Origin of the sequence: uncultured Paenibacillus sp. (assembly GCF_963515335.1) — a bacterium.
Taxonomy (GTDB): Bacteria; Bacillota; Bacilli; order Paenibacillales; family Paenibacillaceae; genus Paenibacillus_I.
In genome coordinates this window covers 1-16107 of sequence record NZ_CAUPYC010000042.1, presented here as the reverse complement: position 1 = coordinate 16107, position 16107 = coordinate 1, and the positions used below count along the sequence as shown (strand labels likewise).

Here is a 16107-nt window from a genome sequence, read left to right as displayed (position 1 = left end):
TATGGAACTGATTTTCGTCCGGCGGGCGGGGACGCCGGAGCTGCTTGAGTTAACCGGATGAATTCCCTTTACTGAAGCTACATATGCGCGCTCCCGGTCAAACCCGGTTTGTGCCGTTCCTGAAAAAAAGAGCCCGTCAAGGCATGGTTTGCGCCTAGACGGGCTCTTTTTGCTCAGTTGCAGTTCCAGCTTTGTCGACCGGTCACGAATTCGCCACTTTGCCGAGCAAATAGACGAGCAGCTGTTGATTGTGCGACGAGATCCGGCTAAGCGCCTGCTGGATGTAAGCGTCGCGCAGCTCCATGCCGCGCTTGGCTTCCTGCTCGCCTTTCTCCGTCACCGTCACCCAGACGATCCGGCGGTCGGCGTCGTCGCGGGCACGCGCGATCAAGCCGCCCCGCTCCATCCGATCGAGCAGCGTTGTAATGGCGGCAGGCGTCGTCGATAAATATTGCAGAAGGTCGGATGGCTTCATCGGCTGATGCGCCAACAGCAGCTCGAGCACATAAAGCTGGCCTTCCGTCAAATTCGGCGCGAGCTCCTCCTCCAGGTGGAGCTTCCACTCCTTCGTGATTTTCATCCATAAACGGGCAAATTCCAAGGAATGCATCGTTCATCCTCCCTTCTGCGTCAGCATCCGATCACATTTGTTTCCTTATGTCCATTATATCATCCCCCAATGTCGAATTAAAGGTTAACGGGATTAATAATTACCGTTATAAATCGATCGGTTTATGAACATTACGACATGTCCCGACATACGCTATAATCTAGGCACTTGTCGAAAAAGGACAGGCAAGGAGGCGGAAACCATGACGCAAGACAACAAGGAGCTGCTCCGCAAGCTGAGCGCTTTCGGCATGCAAATAGACCCCGCATGGCAGGACCGGCTCGATGAGCCGGCCTCGCTGGGGGTCGTTCTGGAGACGATGCTGAAGCTGCTGGAGAAGCTGGAGCCGCCGCACCGCCCTTATGATTAATCCGGCACCGCAAGCGCTTGAACGCCGGCAGGCATCGCAATCACTGACCGAATTTCGGGAAAACCGCCACTGCCGGGTCTTTCTTGTCCAGCGGGGCAACCGCCCGGCCCACCGCTTTTCGGTCGTCGATTGCGGTGCGCTCGGAGCTGAATTCATGCATCGTTCCCGATTCGGTGAGCAGCCTATAAAGCCGTTCTTCCTTGCAGTGGAACGCACCGATCAGCCGGTCGCCGTTCGGCTTCACGCGTTTCCCTTCCTTGAACTCGAAGGTGATGACGCCTTTGCCGCCCCGTCCCTGAACGGGATATTCGAACAGCAGCGTACGTTTCGCATAACCGAGATCGGTGACGACCAGCACTTCTCCTTCACCGCCGGTTACCCATTCGGCGGCGGCGATCTCGTCGCCTTCCTTGAGCTGCATGCCGCGAACGCCGGCCGCCACGCGTCCCATCGAGTTCACTTCGCTCTCCGCAAAGCGGATGCACATGCCTTGGGCGCTGACGAGCAGCATATCGTTCGAGCCGTCGCTCAGCGCGACCCGGACAACCTCGTCACCGTCCGCCACCTTGCACGCGGCGATCGCGCTTGAACGGGTCGTATAATACTCCTTCAGTTCCGTCCGTTTCACCTGACCGCGCTTGGTGACAAACACAAGCGACGTGTTCTGCGTTTCAAAATCCTTCACCGGAACAATGCTGACAACACCGTCGTCCTTCGGGATCGGCACGACGTTGACGAGCGCCGTTCCGGTATCCTTCCATTTGAATTCCGGTATCTGATGGACAGGCAGCAGGAAATATTGTCCCTTGCGCGTGAACAGCAGCAGATTCTGAATCGTGTTGACCTCAAGCACGTGGCGAACGGAATCTCCTTCCTTCACGCCCGAGCCGTTCAGCTCGCCGCCGGAGCGTGTAAATGACAGCATGCTTGTCCGCTTGATGTACCCGTCGCGGCTCAGCGTGACCAGCACGTCCTCCGACGTCACCATCACTTCCAGGTTCACCTTCAGCTCTTCCACCTCGCCGCGAATTTCGGAGCGGCGGTCGATACCGTATTTGTTCCTGATTTCGGTAAGCTCGTCCTTGATGACGCCGATCAGCTTTTTCTCGCTTTCGAGAATCGACTTCAAGTACGCGATTTTTTTCTGGATGTCCTTCAGCTCTTTCTCGAGCGAGGTAATCTCCAGGTTCGTCAATCGGTACAGCTGCAGCGTGAGAATCGCGTCGGCTTGACGCTCGCTGAACGCGAACTTCGCAACCAGGTTGTTCTGCGCATCCTGGCGGTTCTTCGACGCTTTGATCGTCGCGATGATCTCATCCAGCAGGTTCAGCGCCTTGACGAGCCCTTCCAGTACGTGCGCACGGTCCTCCGCCTTCTCGAGCTCGAATCGCGTCCGGTACGTCACCACTTCCTTCTGGTGGTCGATGTACGCCGTTAGCATTTCCTTGAGCCCGAGCTGCTTCGGTGTCTTGTTGACGATCGCCACCATGTTGAAGTTGTAGGCAACCTGCAGGTCGGTTTTCTTGAGCAAATACGCCAGAATGCCCTGGGCATCCGCGTCCTTCTTCAGCTCGATAACGACGCGCAGGCCGTTGCGTCCGCTCTCGTCGCGCACCTCGGAGATGCCTTCGACCTTTTTCTCCAGTCGGATGTTCTCCATTGCCGTCACAAGCCGCGATTTGACGACCTGGTACGGAATTTCGGTAATGACGATCTGCTGACGCCCGCCGCGCAAATCTTCGATCTCCGTCTTGGAGCGGATATAGATTCTGCCCTTGCCGGTCGCGTATGCCTCGCGAATGCCTTCTTCGCCCATGATGAGGCCGCCCGTCGGGAAGTCGGGGCCTTTCACGATCGCCATCAGCTGCTCGAGCGTCATGTCCGGATTCGTCATGACGGCGACGCAGGCGTCGATAATCTCCCGCAGGTTATGCGTCGGTATTTCGGTGGCGAAGCCGGATGAAATGCCGCTTACGCCGTTGACGAGCAGGTTCGGATAACGGGCCGGAAGCACGACGGGCTCCTTCGCCGTGTTGTCGAAGTTGTCCTTGAACAGCACCGTCCGCTTCTCGATATCGCGCAGCAGCTCCATGGCGATCGTCGACAGACGAGCCTCCGTATACCGCATCGCCGCCGCCGGATCGTCGTCCTGCGAGCCCCAGTTGCCGTGGCCGTCAACGAGGGTGTGCCCCATTTTCCACGGCTGCGCCATCCGCACCATGCCTTCGTAGATCGAAGAATCGCCGTGCGGATGATAGTTGCCCATCACGTCGCCGACCGTCTTCGCCGACTTGCGGTACGGCTTGTCCGGCGTGTTGCCCGCGTCGTACATGGCGTACAGAATACGCCGCTGCACGGGCTTCAGCCCGTCCCTGACGTCGGGAATGGCCCGGTCCTGAATAATGTATTTCGAATACCGGCCGAAGCGGTCGCCTACGACCTCTTCCAGAAACGCCGGCAAAAATTGCTCCAGCATGCCCATGAGGCGTTCTCCCCTATTCCTCGAATTCGGTAAAGTCTACGTTCTCAATGATCCACCGTTTGCGCGGATCGACCTTGTCGCCCATCAGGGTGGACACGCGGCGCTCCGCCTTGGCGGCGTCCTCGATCTGCACCTGCAGCAGCGTGCGGGATTCCGGATTCATCGTCGTTTCCCACAGCTGGTCGGGATTCATCTCGCCGAGTCCCTTATAGCGCTGGAGCTCGCAGCCTTTGCCGAATTCCTTCAAATAGTTCTGGAGCTGCTCATCGGTCCACGCGTATCTGACCGTGTCGAGCTTGCCGGACTTGCGCGAGATTTTGTAGAGCGGCGGCTGCGCGATATAGACGCGGCCGGTATCGATGAGCGGCTTCATATACCGGTAGAAAAACGTGAGCAGCAGCACCTGAATGTGCGCGCCGTCCGTATCGGCGTCGGTCATGATGATGATCTTGTTGTAGTTGGCTTCCTCGGATTCGAACTCCGGTCCGACGCCGGCGCCGATCGCGGATATGATCGCCTTGTACTCGTCGTTCTTCAGGATGTCGATGAGCTTCGCTTTCTCCGGATTCATCGGCTTGCCCTTGAGCGGCAGGATCGCCTGGTGCTTGGAATCGCGTCCTTGCTTGGCCGAACCGCCCGCGGAGTCGCCCTCCACGATGAACAGCTCGTTGCGCATGTAATCCTTGGACTGCGCCGGCGTCAGCTTGCCGTTCAGGTTGGAGCTTTCGCTCTTCTTCTTGCCGCTGCGGATTTCGTCCCGCGCCTTGCGCGCAGCCTCGCGCGCCTTGTGCGCCTGAACGGCTTTCTTCAGCAGCATCTGCGCCACTTGCGGATTCTCCTCGAGAAAAACCTGCATTTTGTCGGCGACGACCGCGTCCACAGCGCTGCGCGCCGTCGCGCTTCCCAGCTGATCCTTCGTCTGTCCGACGAATTCGACCTCGCCCATCTTGATGTTGATGACGGCCATCATCCCTTCCCGCAGGTCGTTGCCGTCGAGGTTTTTGTCCTTTTCCTTGAGCAGCGCCGCCTTCCGGGCGTATTCGTTCATTACGCGCGTGTAAGCGGTTTTGAAGCCGGTCTCGTGCGTGCCGCCGCCGCGGGTCGGAATCGAGTTGACGAACGAAGCGATCGTCTCCGTGTAGCCGTCATTGTACTGCAGCGCGACCTCAACCTCGATCTCGTCCTTCTCCGCGCTGAAATGAATGACGTCGTGCAGCACCGCCTTGTCCTCGTTGAGGAACTGGACGAACTGGCTCGCCCCGCCCTCGTAATGGAACACATTCTCCTTGTCGGTCCGCTCGTCGGTAACCGTCACCTTAAGGCCCGAATTGAGGAAGGCGATCTCCTGCAGACGCTCGGACAGCGTTTCGTAATTAATGGCGATGCTGCCGTGAAATACGCGGGCGTCGGGCTTGAATGTCACCTTCGTCCCCGTCTGCCGGGTATTCCCGATCACCTCAAGGCCGGTCACCGGCTCGCCCACATGCTCCTTGCCCTGCTTGTCGACCCAGTATTCGAAACGCTGTTTATGGATTTTGCCGTCGCGGAAAATCTCGACCTCGAGCCACTCCGACAGCGCGTTCGTGACCGATGCGCCGACGCCGTGCAGGCCGCCCGATTTCTTGTAGCCCCCGCCGCCGAACTTGCCTCCCGCGTGCAGAATCGTGAAGACGACCTGCGGCGTCGGAATGCCGGTCTTGTGCATGCCGGTCGGAATGCCGCGGCCGTTGTCGCGCACGGTCACCGAGTTGTCCCTATGTACCGTCACTTCGATCGCCGAGCAATGCTTCGCCAGATGCTCGTCGACCGCATTGTCGACGATTTCCCACACGAGATGGTGCAAGCCCGACGAGGACGTGCTGCCGATATACATCCCCGGCCGCTTCCGAACCGCCGTCAATCCCTCCAGCACTTGTATGTCGTCCGCTTCGTAATTACGATTCGCGATTGCCGCTTCGTCTGTGAACAGATCCATTTGGTCGGCCATACGCGTCCCCCCTATCTTCAATCGCCCGGTCATTCGTCATGCCCAACCGGGTCCGGCGACATCAACCTTGCCATGCGTTATAATGAGTGCCGAAAAAACAAACATACATTCGGCAAACAAAACCTATTTTAATTCATTATGTCCTGTTTAGTAAAGACGACAAACGAAACGATCAGCGAGACCGCGGACCAAACCGTGAGCACGCCCAGCGAAAAAGGCAGCGTCATTCCCGCGATCGGCGGGGGCGTGCCCTCCAGATAACCGGTGAGTTCAAGATTTACGGCGAACAAATATTTCGCGCTGTTCCAGGACGACGCCATGGCCGTAAGGATCGTGCCGGCGATGATGGCCGCCATCATCGTGACGATGCTGGCGGCCGTGCTGCGGACGAGCACCGACACCATCACCGCGAGCAAGGCGACGGTCATGGCAGAGAACCAGATGAGCCCGCCTTGCATCAGCAGGAAAAGCCATTGCGGAACCGCGCGCACGAATTCGGTGCCCAGCTCCGCGCCGTTCACGGCAAAGCCGGTAAATACCGGCGCGTCCCAGCCTCCGTATCCGAAGAACATACCGGATATGCCGTAGCTGAGCGCCGCCGCCGTTACCAGAATGAGCGACACGTACAAGGTGAGCGCGGCCAGCTTCGCGAGCAATATTTTCCACCGGCGGACCGGCCTCGTCAGCAGCATCTTGATCGTGCCCGCCGTCCGTTCGCCCGACACGAGATCGCCGGCCACGGCCAGCACCAGAAGCGGAATGAACAGGGTGACGGAATTGCCCAGAAATTCGCGTGTGAACGTAACGCCGCTGGGGCTGTTCGGATTGACGTCGTGATCGAGATAATATTGAAGCTGCTGGACGACGACCTTGCGGTACGTCTTCCATTCCTCCGGAATGCGGTCGCTCGCAAGCATGTTCTGATAATCGGTGATCTGCTGCAGCAGCCGGTTCCGCCAATCCTTGTCCTGGCTGCTTTCGGAAATTTTCAGCTGCGCATAAGTGAAAATCGGGATAAGGACGAGCAGAATCAGCACCACAACGCAGAACCGCTTCTTTTTCCAAATCTTCAACGTTTCGTTCTCGATCAACGGCAGCAGATTACGCAATGCCCTCCCCCTCCGTCATCGTCAAAAATAACGCCTCCAGCGTGGGCGCCACCCGCTGAACGGCCTGCACACCGATGCCTCGGCGCACCAATAGTTCGACCGCTGCGGGTATTTGTTCGGCACTCATCACCGTTACGACGGCACCCGGCAGCACGGCCAGTACGCTCTCGTCGATGCGATGCCCGCCCGGCGGGACAATGCGGATGTCAGGCATCGATTCGAGGGCGGCGCTCCCCGCTTCCGGCCGGTCGAACTGCCAAACGACATAAGAGCCGGCTTGTTTGACCAGCTCTTCGACGCTTCCTACGGCAAGCACGCTCCCTGACGAGATGATCGCCACTCGGTCGCACATGAGCTGTATTTCGCTGAGCAGATGGCTGCTTATGAACAGGCTCATGCCTTGCGCCGCCAATCCGCGAATAAACTCGCGCAGCTCCTTGATGCCCTTGGGATCGAGTCCGTTCGTCGGTTCGTCCAGAATGAGCAGCCGGGGCCTTCCGAGCAGCGCCTGCGCGATGCCGAGCCGCTGCCGCATGCCGAGCGAATACGTCTTCACCTTGTCGCCGATCCGCTGCTCAAGACCGACGATGCCGACGACCTCGCGGATTCGGGCGTCGTCGACGCCGGTTTGCATGCGGGCGAAATGCTGAAGATTTTCCAGGCCGGTCAGGTACGGGTAAACCTCCGGATTTTCGACGATGCAGCCGACGTGGCGAAGCGCCTGCTCCGGCTGTTTGTGCACGTTGAAGCCGCAGAGGCGCACCTCGCCTTCCGTCGGTTTGATGAGATCGACCAGCATGCGGATTGTCGTCGTTTTGCCGGAGCCGTTCGGACCGAGGAATCCGAAAATTTCACCCGCGCGCACCTCGAAGCCGACGCCGTGAATGATCCATTTGCCGCGTATTCGTTTTTTCAGTCCGCGGACGGACAATACGGGTTCGGCGGCTTGCGCGGTTTGTTCGGGTTGTGCCGTCTGCGCGCGTTGTGCGGCCTGTTCGGGTTGTGCGCTTCCGGCTGTCGCCGGAGGTTCGTGAAGAGACATTCGTATGCAAACCTCCATTCCGTCGTGCGGGCGATTGAGCGGATACCGGGGTGGAACCGACGACGCAGTTTTTCACTCGAGCGTTTGTGCGATCCGTTCGGCAATCGCGGCATATCCGTCCCCATTCGGGTGAAAACGATCCTGCGACAAATGGCGGCTTATCGCCGTCTCGAAAAGGTCGGCCGTGGGCACCAGCGTCATGTTGGGATACCGTTGCAGCATGCCGTAAGCCTCGCGATTCCAGTCCTGGACGACCAGACTTCCCGTGCGAAGCTCCGGTATGTCGTAAAAAGGGTTGTACAGCCCGACGTACACGACTGACGCCTCCGGGTTGATTTCATGCAGCCGGTCGATGACCCGCTTCAGCCTTTCAAGGCCTTCCCCCAGCCGCTGCTTGGACCGCCGCGGATCCAGCGCTATGCGGGAAGCCGGGCCGGGCGCACTGACAGCGGCCTGATCGGGGGCCGTGCCGCGCAGTGTGCTGGGCGGTGTGACGGGGGCTGCGCCGGGCGGTGTGATGGGGGCCGCGCCTTGGGGACTCGCTTCTGCGGGGAAACCCTTGTCGGCATCGGCCAGTCCGGATTCCGTTTGCGCGAACTGAAAGAGGTCGTTGCCGCCGATCGTGAACAGGATGAGATTCGCCCGGCTCAAAGCCATTGTATACGCATCGTCTTCGCTTAGGCGATCCGCCAGCTCGTCCGCCCGCAGTCCGCTCACCCCCAGATTGTTCAAAATTTCAACGGGTTTGCCGGTTTTCTTTTGCAGTAATGAGGCCGTACGCTTCACATAGCCCTCGCCGCTCGCATCGCCGATGCCTTGAGTCAACGAGTCGCCGATCGCCACGATGCGGTAGCCTTCCCGTACAGAGGGAGGCCGGCTGCCCGTCCCAGGCGAGGGCTCCGGATCGGCTGCCGGACGGGGAGCCGGCGGGTTGAGCAGCTCGTTAACCGCGTAGCCGAAACCGAACAGCAACAGCAGCGTTGCGGCCAACGACGTAAATCCGATCGTGCGCCAAAGCGCTTTTGTTTGCATCATGCGATCCCCCTTTCCGGCATCTTCTGAATCCGACAAGATTCGAGTTAATTACTTTTACCTTACTGGTTTCGTCCAGGATTTGCAAATGCTTGGAAACGGTATGCGCACTGCTGCCTGCGACATTCTGCTCCTTACTGCTGCCCATCTGCCCGACACCGGCCAATTAACCGACATTCTGCTTCTTACTGCTGCCGTCCCGCTCCACGCCGACTATTTAACCGACATTCTGCTTCTTACTCTAAGTGCGCTAGGACACTTACAGCTCTGCCCCCACCTTCCGCTCCACGCCCTAAGGTGCGCCGGACACTTACAGCCCCGCTCCCACCTTCAACTTTGACTCCTGCAAGCGTCTGCATAAAAACAGACCCGGCCGGCCGCGGACGAGCCGGATCGTGACCGGCCGCCGCAAGCCGGAACCGGGTCCGGTTCAGCCGCTTGCTCAAGCTTCGTATGAAATGCGGAGCGATTCCGCCGCCTGCCGGGCAAGCTCCCGCGCGCCGTCCGTCGTGTCGGCCGTGCTGAGCGCCACCGCCATCCGCCGGCCCGGTTTCGTCTCCGGCTTGCCGAACACGCGCACCTGCGTATTCGGCAGCGCCAGGGCGTCCTCAAGCCCGCCGATGCGGAATGCCGCCGCTTCCCGGTCGGCCTTCAGCGTATGCGAAGCGCCGGGTGTCAGAAGCCGGATCGTCGGGATCGGAAGCCCGAGAATGGCCCGGGCATGCAGTGCAAATTCGGACAGGTCCTGCGTGACCATCGTCACCATGCCGGTGTCGTGCGGCCGCGGGGATACTTCGCTGAACAGCACGCCCTCCCGGGTCAGAAACAGCTCGACGCCGTAGATACCGTACCCGCCGAGCGCTTCGGTCACCGAACGCGCAATCCGTTCGGCCTGCTCCCGGTCGCGTTCGCTGACGTCATGAGGCTGCCACGACTCGATGTAATCGCCGTCCTTCTGCACATGGCCGATGGGCGGGCAGAAGGACGTGCCCGACACCGAACGGACGGTCAGCAGCGTAATTTCCGACTCGAAATGGATGAACCCTTCGACGATCACCCGCGTCTTCTTCGCGCGACCTCCTTCCATCGCGTAATTCCAGCAGCCTTCGACTTCGGCCGCCGAACGGCAGACGCTCTGCCCTTTGCCCGACGAGCTCATAATCGGCTTGATGACGCAAGGGGTTCCGAGCTCTTCCACGGCCGCGCGGAGCTCGTCCAGCGTATCCGCGAACCGATACGGCGCAGTCGGCAGGCCGAGCGTCTCCGCGGCAAGCCGGCGAATGCCCTCGCGATCCATCGTCAGCTGAGCGGCTCGCGCCGTCGGCACGACGCGGCAGCCCTCCCGCTCCAGTTCAACGAGCGTTGCGGTGGCGATTGCCTCAATTTCCGGCACGATCAAATCCGGCTTCTCCTGGGCAATCACCTTCCGCAATGCCGCGCCGTCAAGCATGTCGATTACATAATTGCGATGGGCCACCTGCATCGCAGGCGCGCCCGCGTAGCGGTCGACCGCGATCGTCTCGATGCCGAGCCGCTGCGCTTCGATCGCGACCTCCTTGCCGAGCTCTCCCGAGCCCAGAAGCATCATACGCCGCGCTTGCGGCGTCAATGGGGAACCGTACATAGCAAAAGGAACCTCCCAGTTTTTTCTTCCATTGTGGAGGTTCCTGCGCCCAAAAGTCAAGCCGACAAAAACCGGTACTGCGCTTCGATCAAACCGTGATAGACGCCTTGACGCCGCATCAGCTCGTCATGATTGCCCTGTTCGACGATCCGCCCGTGATCCAGCACCACGATGCTGTCGGCATGACGGATCGTGGACAGCCGATGGGCGATGATGAACGACGTCCGCCCGAACAGCAGCGTTCGGAGCGCCTCCTGAATTTTGAGCTCGGTTTCGGTATCGATGCTGGCCGTCGCCTCGTCGAGAATCAGCACCCGCGGATCGGCGAGCAGCGCGCGCGCGAACGACAGCAGCTGACGCTGGCCCATGGACAGCACACTGCCGCGTTCCTGCACCTCGGTGTCATAGCCGTCGGGCAGCCCCATGATGAAATCGTGCGCGTTCACAGCCTGCGCGGCGAGCTCCACCTCTTCATCCGTCGCGTCAAGCCGGCCGTAGCGGATATTGTCGCGGATCGTGCCGGAGAAAATGAACGTGTCCTGCAGCACGATGCCCACCTGCGACCGCAAGCTTTCGATCGTGACGTCCCGGATGTCCGTTCCGTCGACAAGCACGCGTCCCTCAACCGGATCGTAAAACCGGCACAGCAGGTTGATGATCGTGCTTTTGCCCGAGCCCGTATGGCCGACCAGCGCGATCGACTGTCCCGCCTTCACGTCGAGGCTGATGCCCTTCAGCGCCGGACGCCCTTTTTCATACTCGAATACGATCCGGTCGAACATGACGTCGCCGCGGATTTCCGGCAGCTCAGCCGCCTTATCCTTCTCCTTCACCGTCGGCTTCTCGTCGATGAATTCAAAAATCCGCTCGGACGACGCCATGGCGATCAGCAGCTGCGAATACATCTGGCCGAGCCGGTTGATCGGATCCCAGAAGTTGCCGATATAGTTGGCGAAGCCGACGAGCAGGCCGACGGTAATGGCCCCTGTCTGGACCAGGTTGGCACCGTACCAGAAAAGAATCAGCGTGCCGATTGCGGACGTGACCTCGATCACGGGCCCGAACATCTGGTTAAGCATCGACGCCTTGTTCCACGCCTTGCGGTTGACCGTGTTCATCTGGTCGAAATAACCGATGTTCGCTTTTTCCTGCACGTAGGCCTGCGTCACCTTCACGCCCTGAATGCTCTCATTCAGATGAGAGTTGATGCGCGACTGCTTGATCCGGACATCCTGCCAGGCAAAACGAATCCGCTTCCGCAGCGCCGACGACACGATGAACATCAGCGGAACGGTGATCATGACCGCCAGGCCGAGCTTGAAATTCCAGGCGAGCAGGATGATGACGATCCCGACGAGCTGCACGCTGTCCATCATCAGGTTGACGACCCCGTTCGTAAAAAGGTCCTGCAGCGCGTTCACGTCATTCGTGACGCGGACGAGCACCGATCCCGCGGGGCGCTTGTCGTAAAAACGGAATGAGAGCTTCTGGATATGCGTGAAAAGGTCGTGGCGCAGATCGTATATGATCCGCTGCCCGATGACGTTCGTATAACGGATTCGATACGTGTTGGCCGCCCACTGCACGATGTACAGGCCGAACGCGATCGCGGCATACGTATAAAGCTTCGTCAGGCTCGGTTCCCCTTGCTTCGGCGCGATCGCCTCGTCGATCGCGAGGATGATGATGGCCGGCACAGCGAGCCGGGTCAGCGTACCCAGCACCATCATGACCAGCACGACCGGCAGCAGCTGCTTGCTGTAAGGCTTGATATATTTCATCAACCGGCTCAGCTGCGCCCAGTTGAACGGCTTTTCGATCAGCTCGTCGTCCTGGTAGACGAACCGCTCGTTTTTGCGCGCTTGCGAGTTCAATTGGCGACCCTTCTTTCATTTTTGCTTCGCTCCGGCTCATCCTCTTCCCGAGGCCGGTCGGCGTATTGAATGTCATAGGTGTCGCGGTAGTGTCCGGGCACGGCAATCAGCTCGTCATGCGCCCCGCGCTGTATGACACGGCCTTGATCCAGCACGATAATTTCATCGGCATGCCGCAGCGACGAGATCCGGTGGGCGATGATGAACGTCGTCCTTCCGGCCATCACTTCCTTGAAGCCGGCCTGAATCTCGTGTTCCGTCTCCATGTCTACCGCGCTGGTCGAGTCGTCCAGGATCAGAATGCGCGGGTTGCGGAGCAGCGCGCGGGCGATGGCGATCCGCTGCTTTTGTCCGCCGGACAGCCCCATGCCGCGTTCGCCGACGATCGTGTCGTAGCCGAGCGGCAGCTCCATGATGAAGTCGTGCGCATTCGCCAGCTTCGCGGCGTAGATGATGTCTTGCAACTCGACCTCCGCGACGCCGTAAGCGATATTTTCTCGGATCGAGGCCGAGAACAGGAACGTCTCCTGAAAAACGGGCGCGATCTGCGACCGCAGGCTTTCCAGCGACAGCTTCCTGATGTCGTGGCCGTCGAGCGTAATGCGGCCTTCCTGCACGTTGTACGCCCGCATCAGCAGTTGGATGACCGTCGATTTGCCGGAGCCGGTGGCCCCGAGCAGGCCGATGACGGTGCCGGGCGGCGCGTCGAGCGTCAGGCCGGAGACGGCCGGCGCTTTGTCCGGATAATGAAAAGTGACGTTCTCGAAGCGGACGTGTCCTTTTACATCTTGCAGGACAAGCGCGTTGCCGGCGTCCTTCACGTGAATGTGATGGTTCAACAATTCAAGCACCCGCTCGCCGGACGCCTTGGACTGCGTATAGTTGTTGATGTGGAACCCGAGCCCCCACATGGGGCCTACGATATACCAGGTCATGCTGAAAAAGGCGACCAGCTCCCCGAGCGTCAGCGAGCCGCGAATGACGAGCGAGCCGCCGAACACGAGCAGCACCACGACGCACAGGCTGGCCAGCAGCTCCATCACCGGAAAATAGCTGCCCCACGTGAAGGCGACACCGATCTGATTCGCTTTGTATTCATCGTTGCGGAGCGAAAATTTCTCGACCTCGTGCCCCTCGCGCGCAAACGACTTGACCGTCCGCACACCTGTAATGTTTTCCTGGACGGCCGTGGTCAGCTTGCTCATCGCCTGCCGCATCTCGCGAAATTCCGGATGGATCCTGCGTTCGAACCTCAAGGCGGTAAACACAAGGAACGGAATCGAGACGAAGGTGATCAGCGTTAACTGCCAGTGTATGGACAGCATCACCGCGCTGCCGAATACAACCATCAGGAACATATTCAGAATCTGGGCGAAGCCGAAGCCGACGAAGTTGCGGATCGCCTCAAGATCGGCCGTAAGCCGCGACATGAGATCGCCCGTTTTGGCGGTATCGTAATATTGGAAGGACAAGTACTGAAGCTTCTTATAAAGCGAATTGCGAAGCCGGTACGATACGCGGTTGCCCAACCGCCCGCCGGTGAAACCGTGCACGAATTGCATGGCGGCCTTGAGGGCGATGACGCCTACGACCGTGAGCGACAGCGCCGGCACCCAGCCGTAATTTCCTTTCTGTATGACGTCGTCGATCAGAATGCGCAGCATGTTCGGATAAACCAAGCCGAGCGCCGTCGTGCACATCAGCGCGAAAATCGATAATGCGAGTAGCTTGCGATCCGGCCAATAAAATGGTTTCAGCTGCCTGAATATGTCCACTTCCGTCTCTCCCCCGTAGCTGTTTTTGCAAAGCATGAAAGCATATTACCAGCTTCTTGAAGCATTCGGCAAACAGCCTGCGGCGCCATTTTCCAACCGGATTCAGCGAATCCTTTCGTTACGAATACGAATTGCCCGGAAATCTCCCGAATCGTCTGAAATCGTGTTTAATGGTAGCGATTTCTTTCGTTTTGGCATAAATGCCTCGAGCCGACAAAAAAACCTTGGCGCCCGATCGGGCACCAAGGTTGAATTGCGATAAAATCCGGATTGAACGGCGGTAAATTTGCCGAGCGATGTTCGTGTCCGGGCCGGCGGCGCGCTAAATCAATTCGGCAAGGCCTGCTTTTAATTTGCGAAGCTCGTCCGCCCCGATCGCTTCCTCCAATGACGCTTCCCGGCCGGCCGCAAAATCGCCCGCCTCGCGGATCAGCAGATCGGCGGCCTGACGCAGCGCGGCTTCCCACGCTTGCAGGTAGTGCCGTTCCCAGCGCTCGGCCGCGGCTTCCATCCAGCTCTTCATGGCAGGCGCCAGCAATCCGTCCAGCTCGCCCCGAAGCGCCGTCTTGCCTTCGCCCTCGAAAAATTGCCGCGGACTCTTGAACCGCGCCCACAGCCATTTCAGCTCCACGGCGTCGGTGCGCCATTCCTCCGCGGCCGCAGGCGCCTCGGGCGCCTCGGGCTCGAACGCGGCCGGCGCAAAGCCGTCGAGCTCGGCGCCGATCGAGGCGGCTGCCGCCTCGTAATGGCGGACGGCCATCCGGCGGAGCGCATTGCCGAGCCGCAGCGACGTCGCCTGCAGCTCCTGCTCGAGCTCCTGCCGCAGCAGCCGCTGCAGCTCCAGCCACGACATCCAGAGCATTTTGCGCAGATCGCGTCCGTCGTCCTGCAGGCTCGACGGGTTCAACGCGTAATTGAAATGCTCGCCGAACCGATAACGAATCCGCTGCAGCACATGGTGGAACAGCTCTCGCAGCTCCTGGCGGAGCGGCTCGAACGATGCGGCGTCCACGGAGCCGGAGGCAAGCGCGAGGGCGCTCTCCGTCTGCCCGTGAAGCTCGGCAATCCGGCGGCGGCGCGTCGCGGCGTCCTGCCCGGATGCGTCAAGCCAGCCCTCCACAATGCCGAGCGCGCGGGCGATCTCCCGGCCGGCCGCTTCGGCGGCCATGCCGCCCAGCTCCTCCTGCGTGAACGCCAGAAACGCGCTCTCGAACTGCTCGAAGCCGGAGGCGGCCAGCAGCTCCGGATCGGCCTCCCGCTTGGCATCCAGCGCTTGCAGGCTGGACACCGGGAACAGCCGCGGAAAACGGATGCCGTGCTGGAGCAGATTGCGCTCCACATGCGCCGTCACATCCTCCAGCTCGGCGGCGTCGGCGGCGAGATCGGCCGCGTTGACGACGAAAAACATTTTATCCAGCTCGAACTGGTCCTTCACCCGGCCGAGCTGCAGCAGAAACTGGCGGTCCGCCTGCGAGAACGCGTGGTTGTAGTAAGTGACGAACAGGATCGCATCGGCGTTCTTGATATAGTGGAAAGCGACCTCCGTATGGCGCGCGTTGACCGAATCGGCGCCCGGCGTGTCGACGAGCACGATGCCCTGCGCCGTCAGCGGACAGTCGACGTGCAGCTCGATCTCCTGCACGAAGCAGGAGCGCGATTCCTCCGCCACGAACCTGCGGTATTCGGCTTCGTCCGCGCGCAGCTCCGCGCCGAGCATGGAGCCGTACGTATCCCAGCCGCTCAGCGCCGCTTTTAGGAAGCTGTAATGCGGGCGTCCGCCGGGATGCAGGTCGCCGGGCTTCAGTCCGCGAACCGTCTCCAGCATACGTCCGATGTCGCCGCCTTTGGCTGCCGCTTCCTCACCGAGCAGCTCGAGCGAATGGCGTACGTCGTCCAGCAGCGCTTCCGGCCGTTTCATGACGATGCGCGCCGTGCCGTGCGGGTAGTCCGCGGACGGCGGCACAATCCGGTTAATCGCCGCCGTTGTCGGATTCGGGGATACCGGCAGCGCCGGCATGCCGATCAGCGCGTTGGCAAAGGACGATTTGCCGGCGCTGAACGCGCCGAACAGCGCGATCGTAAACCGGCCGCCCTCCAGACGGTCGGCCTTGGCGCGCATCGTCCGCGCCGACTGGGCGAGCGGCGCATAAGGGGCGAGCAGCGACGAAGCGCGTCGCAGCTTGCCCGCCGCGAGCCGCTGCG

General features: G+C 60.3%; 11 protein-coding genes. 1 reads left to right on the top strand and 10 read right to left on the bottom strand.

Annotated elements, in window-relative coordinates:
- Positions 1 to 202 precede the first annotated feature (202 nt).
- The gene (locus tag RWM61_RS13510) at positions 203 to 610 is read right to left on the bottom strand and encodes a MarR family transcriptional regulator (protein ID WP_314001611.1); all 408 of its coding nucleotides are present in this window, start codon (positions 608 to 610) and stop codon (positions 203 to 205) included.
- 202 nt (positions 611 to 812) lie between these two features.
- On the opposite strand from RWM61_RS13510, the gene RWM61_RS13505 reads away from it, so the two are divergent.
- Positions 813 to 980, top strand: a complete 168-nt coding sequence (locus RWM61_RS13505) for a hypothetical protein (RefSeq protein ID WP_314001609.1) — start codon at positions 813 to 815, stop codon at positions 978 to 980.
- 40 nt (positions 981 to 1020) lie between these two features.
- Here the strand turns inward: RWM61_RS13505 and gyrA are convergent, their stop codons facing one another.
- The 9 genes from gyrA to RWM61_RS13460 all read right to left on the bottom strand — a co-directional run.
- Complete coding sequence (gene gyrA, locus RWM61_RS13500) at positions 1021 to 3462, bottom strand: DNA gyrase subunit A (protein ID WP_314001607.1); 2442 nt, start codon at positions 3460 to 3462, stop codon at positions 1021 to 1023.
- Positions 3463 to 3475: 13 nt separating this feature from the next.
- Positions 3476 to 5449, bottom strand: coding sequence for a DNA topoisomerase IV subunit B (gene parE / locus RWM61_RS13495; protein ID WP_314001605.1), 1974 nt, complete (start codon positions 5447 to 5449; stop codon positions 3476 to 3478).
- A gap of 128 nt (positions 5450 to 5577) precedes the next feature.
- Positions 5578 to 6558 carry an ABC transporter permease gene (locus RWM61_RS13490; protein ID WP_314001603.1) on the bottom strand — a complete coding sequence of 327 codons (981 nt, stop codon included), beginning with the start codon at positions 6556 to 6558 and terminating at the stop codon, positions 5578 to 5580.
- Positions 6551 to 7600 (bottom strand): ABC transporter ATP-binding protein, encoded by a 1050-nt coding sequence (locus tag RWM61_RS13485; protein WP_314001601.1) that lies wholly within the window; start codon positions 7598 to 7600, stop codon positions 6551 to 6553. The genes RWM61_RS13490 and RWM61_RS13485 overlap by 8 nt, the downstream gene beginning before the upstream one ends.
- Before the next feature lie 72 nt (positions 7601 to 7672).
- A complete protein-coding gene (locus tag RWM61_RS13480) occupies positions 7673 to 8635 on the bottom strand; it encodes a GDSL-type esterase/lipase family protein (protein WP_314001599.1) in 963 nt (320 codons plus the stop codon).
- A gap of 439 nt (positions 8636 to 9074) precedes the next feature.
- Entirely contained in the window at positions 9075 to 10256 is a 1182-nt protein-coding gene (gene purT, locus RWM61_RS13475) for a formate-dependent phosphoribosylglycinamide formyltransferase (RefSeq protein ID WP_314001597.1), read from the bottom strand.
- A gap of 56 nt (positions 10257 to 10312) precedes the next feature.
- Complete coding sequence (locus RWM61_RS13470; RefSeq protein ID WP_314001595.1) at positions 10313 to 12130, bottom strand: ABC transporter ATP-binding protein; 1818 nt, start codon at positions 12128 to 12130, stop codon at positions 10313 to 10315.
- The gene (locus RWM61_RS13465) at positions 12127 to 13905 is read right to left on the bottom strand and encodes an ABC transporter ATP-binding protein (RefSeq protein WP_314001593.1); all 1779 of its coding nucleotides are present in this window, start codon (positions 13903 to 13905) and stop codon (positions 12127 to 12129) included. The genes RWM61_RS13470 and RWM61_RS13465 overlap by 4 nt, the downstream gene beginning before the upstream one ends.
- A 322-nt stretch (positions 13906 to 14227) precedes the next feature.
- Positions 14228 to 16107 (bottom strand): dynamin family protein (locus RWM61_RS13460; protein ID WP_314001591.1); only part of this gene is annotated, 1880 nt, incomplete at its 5' end.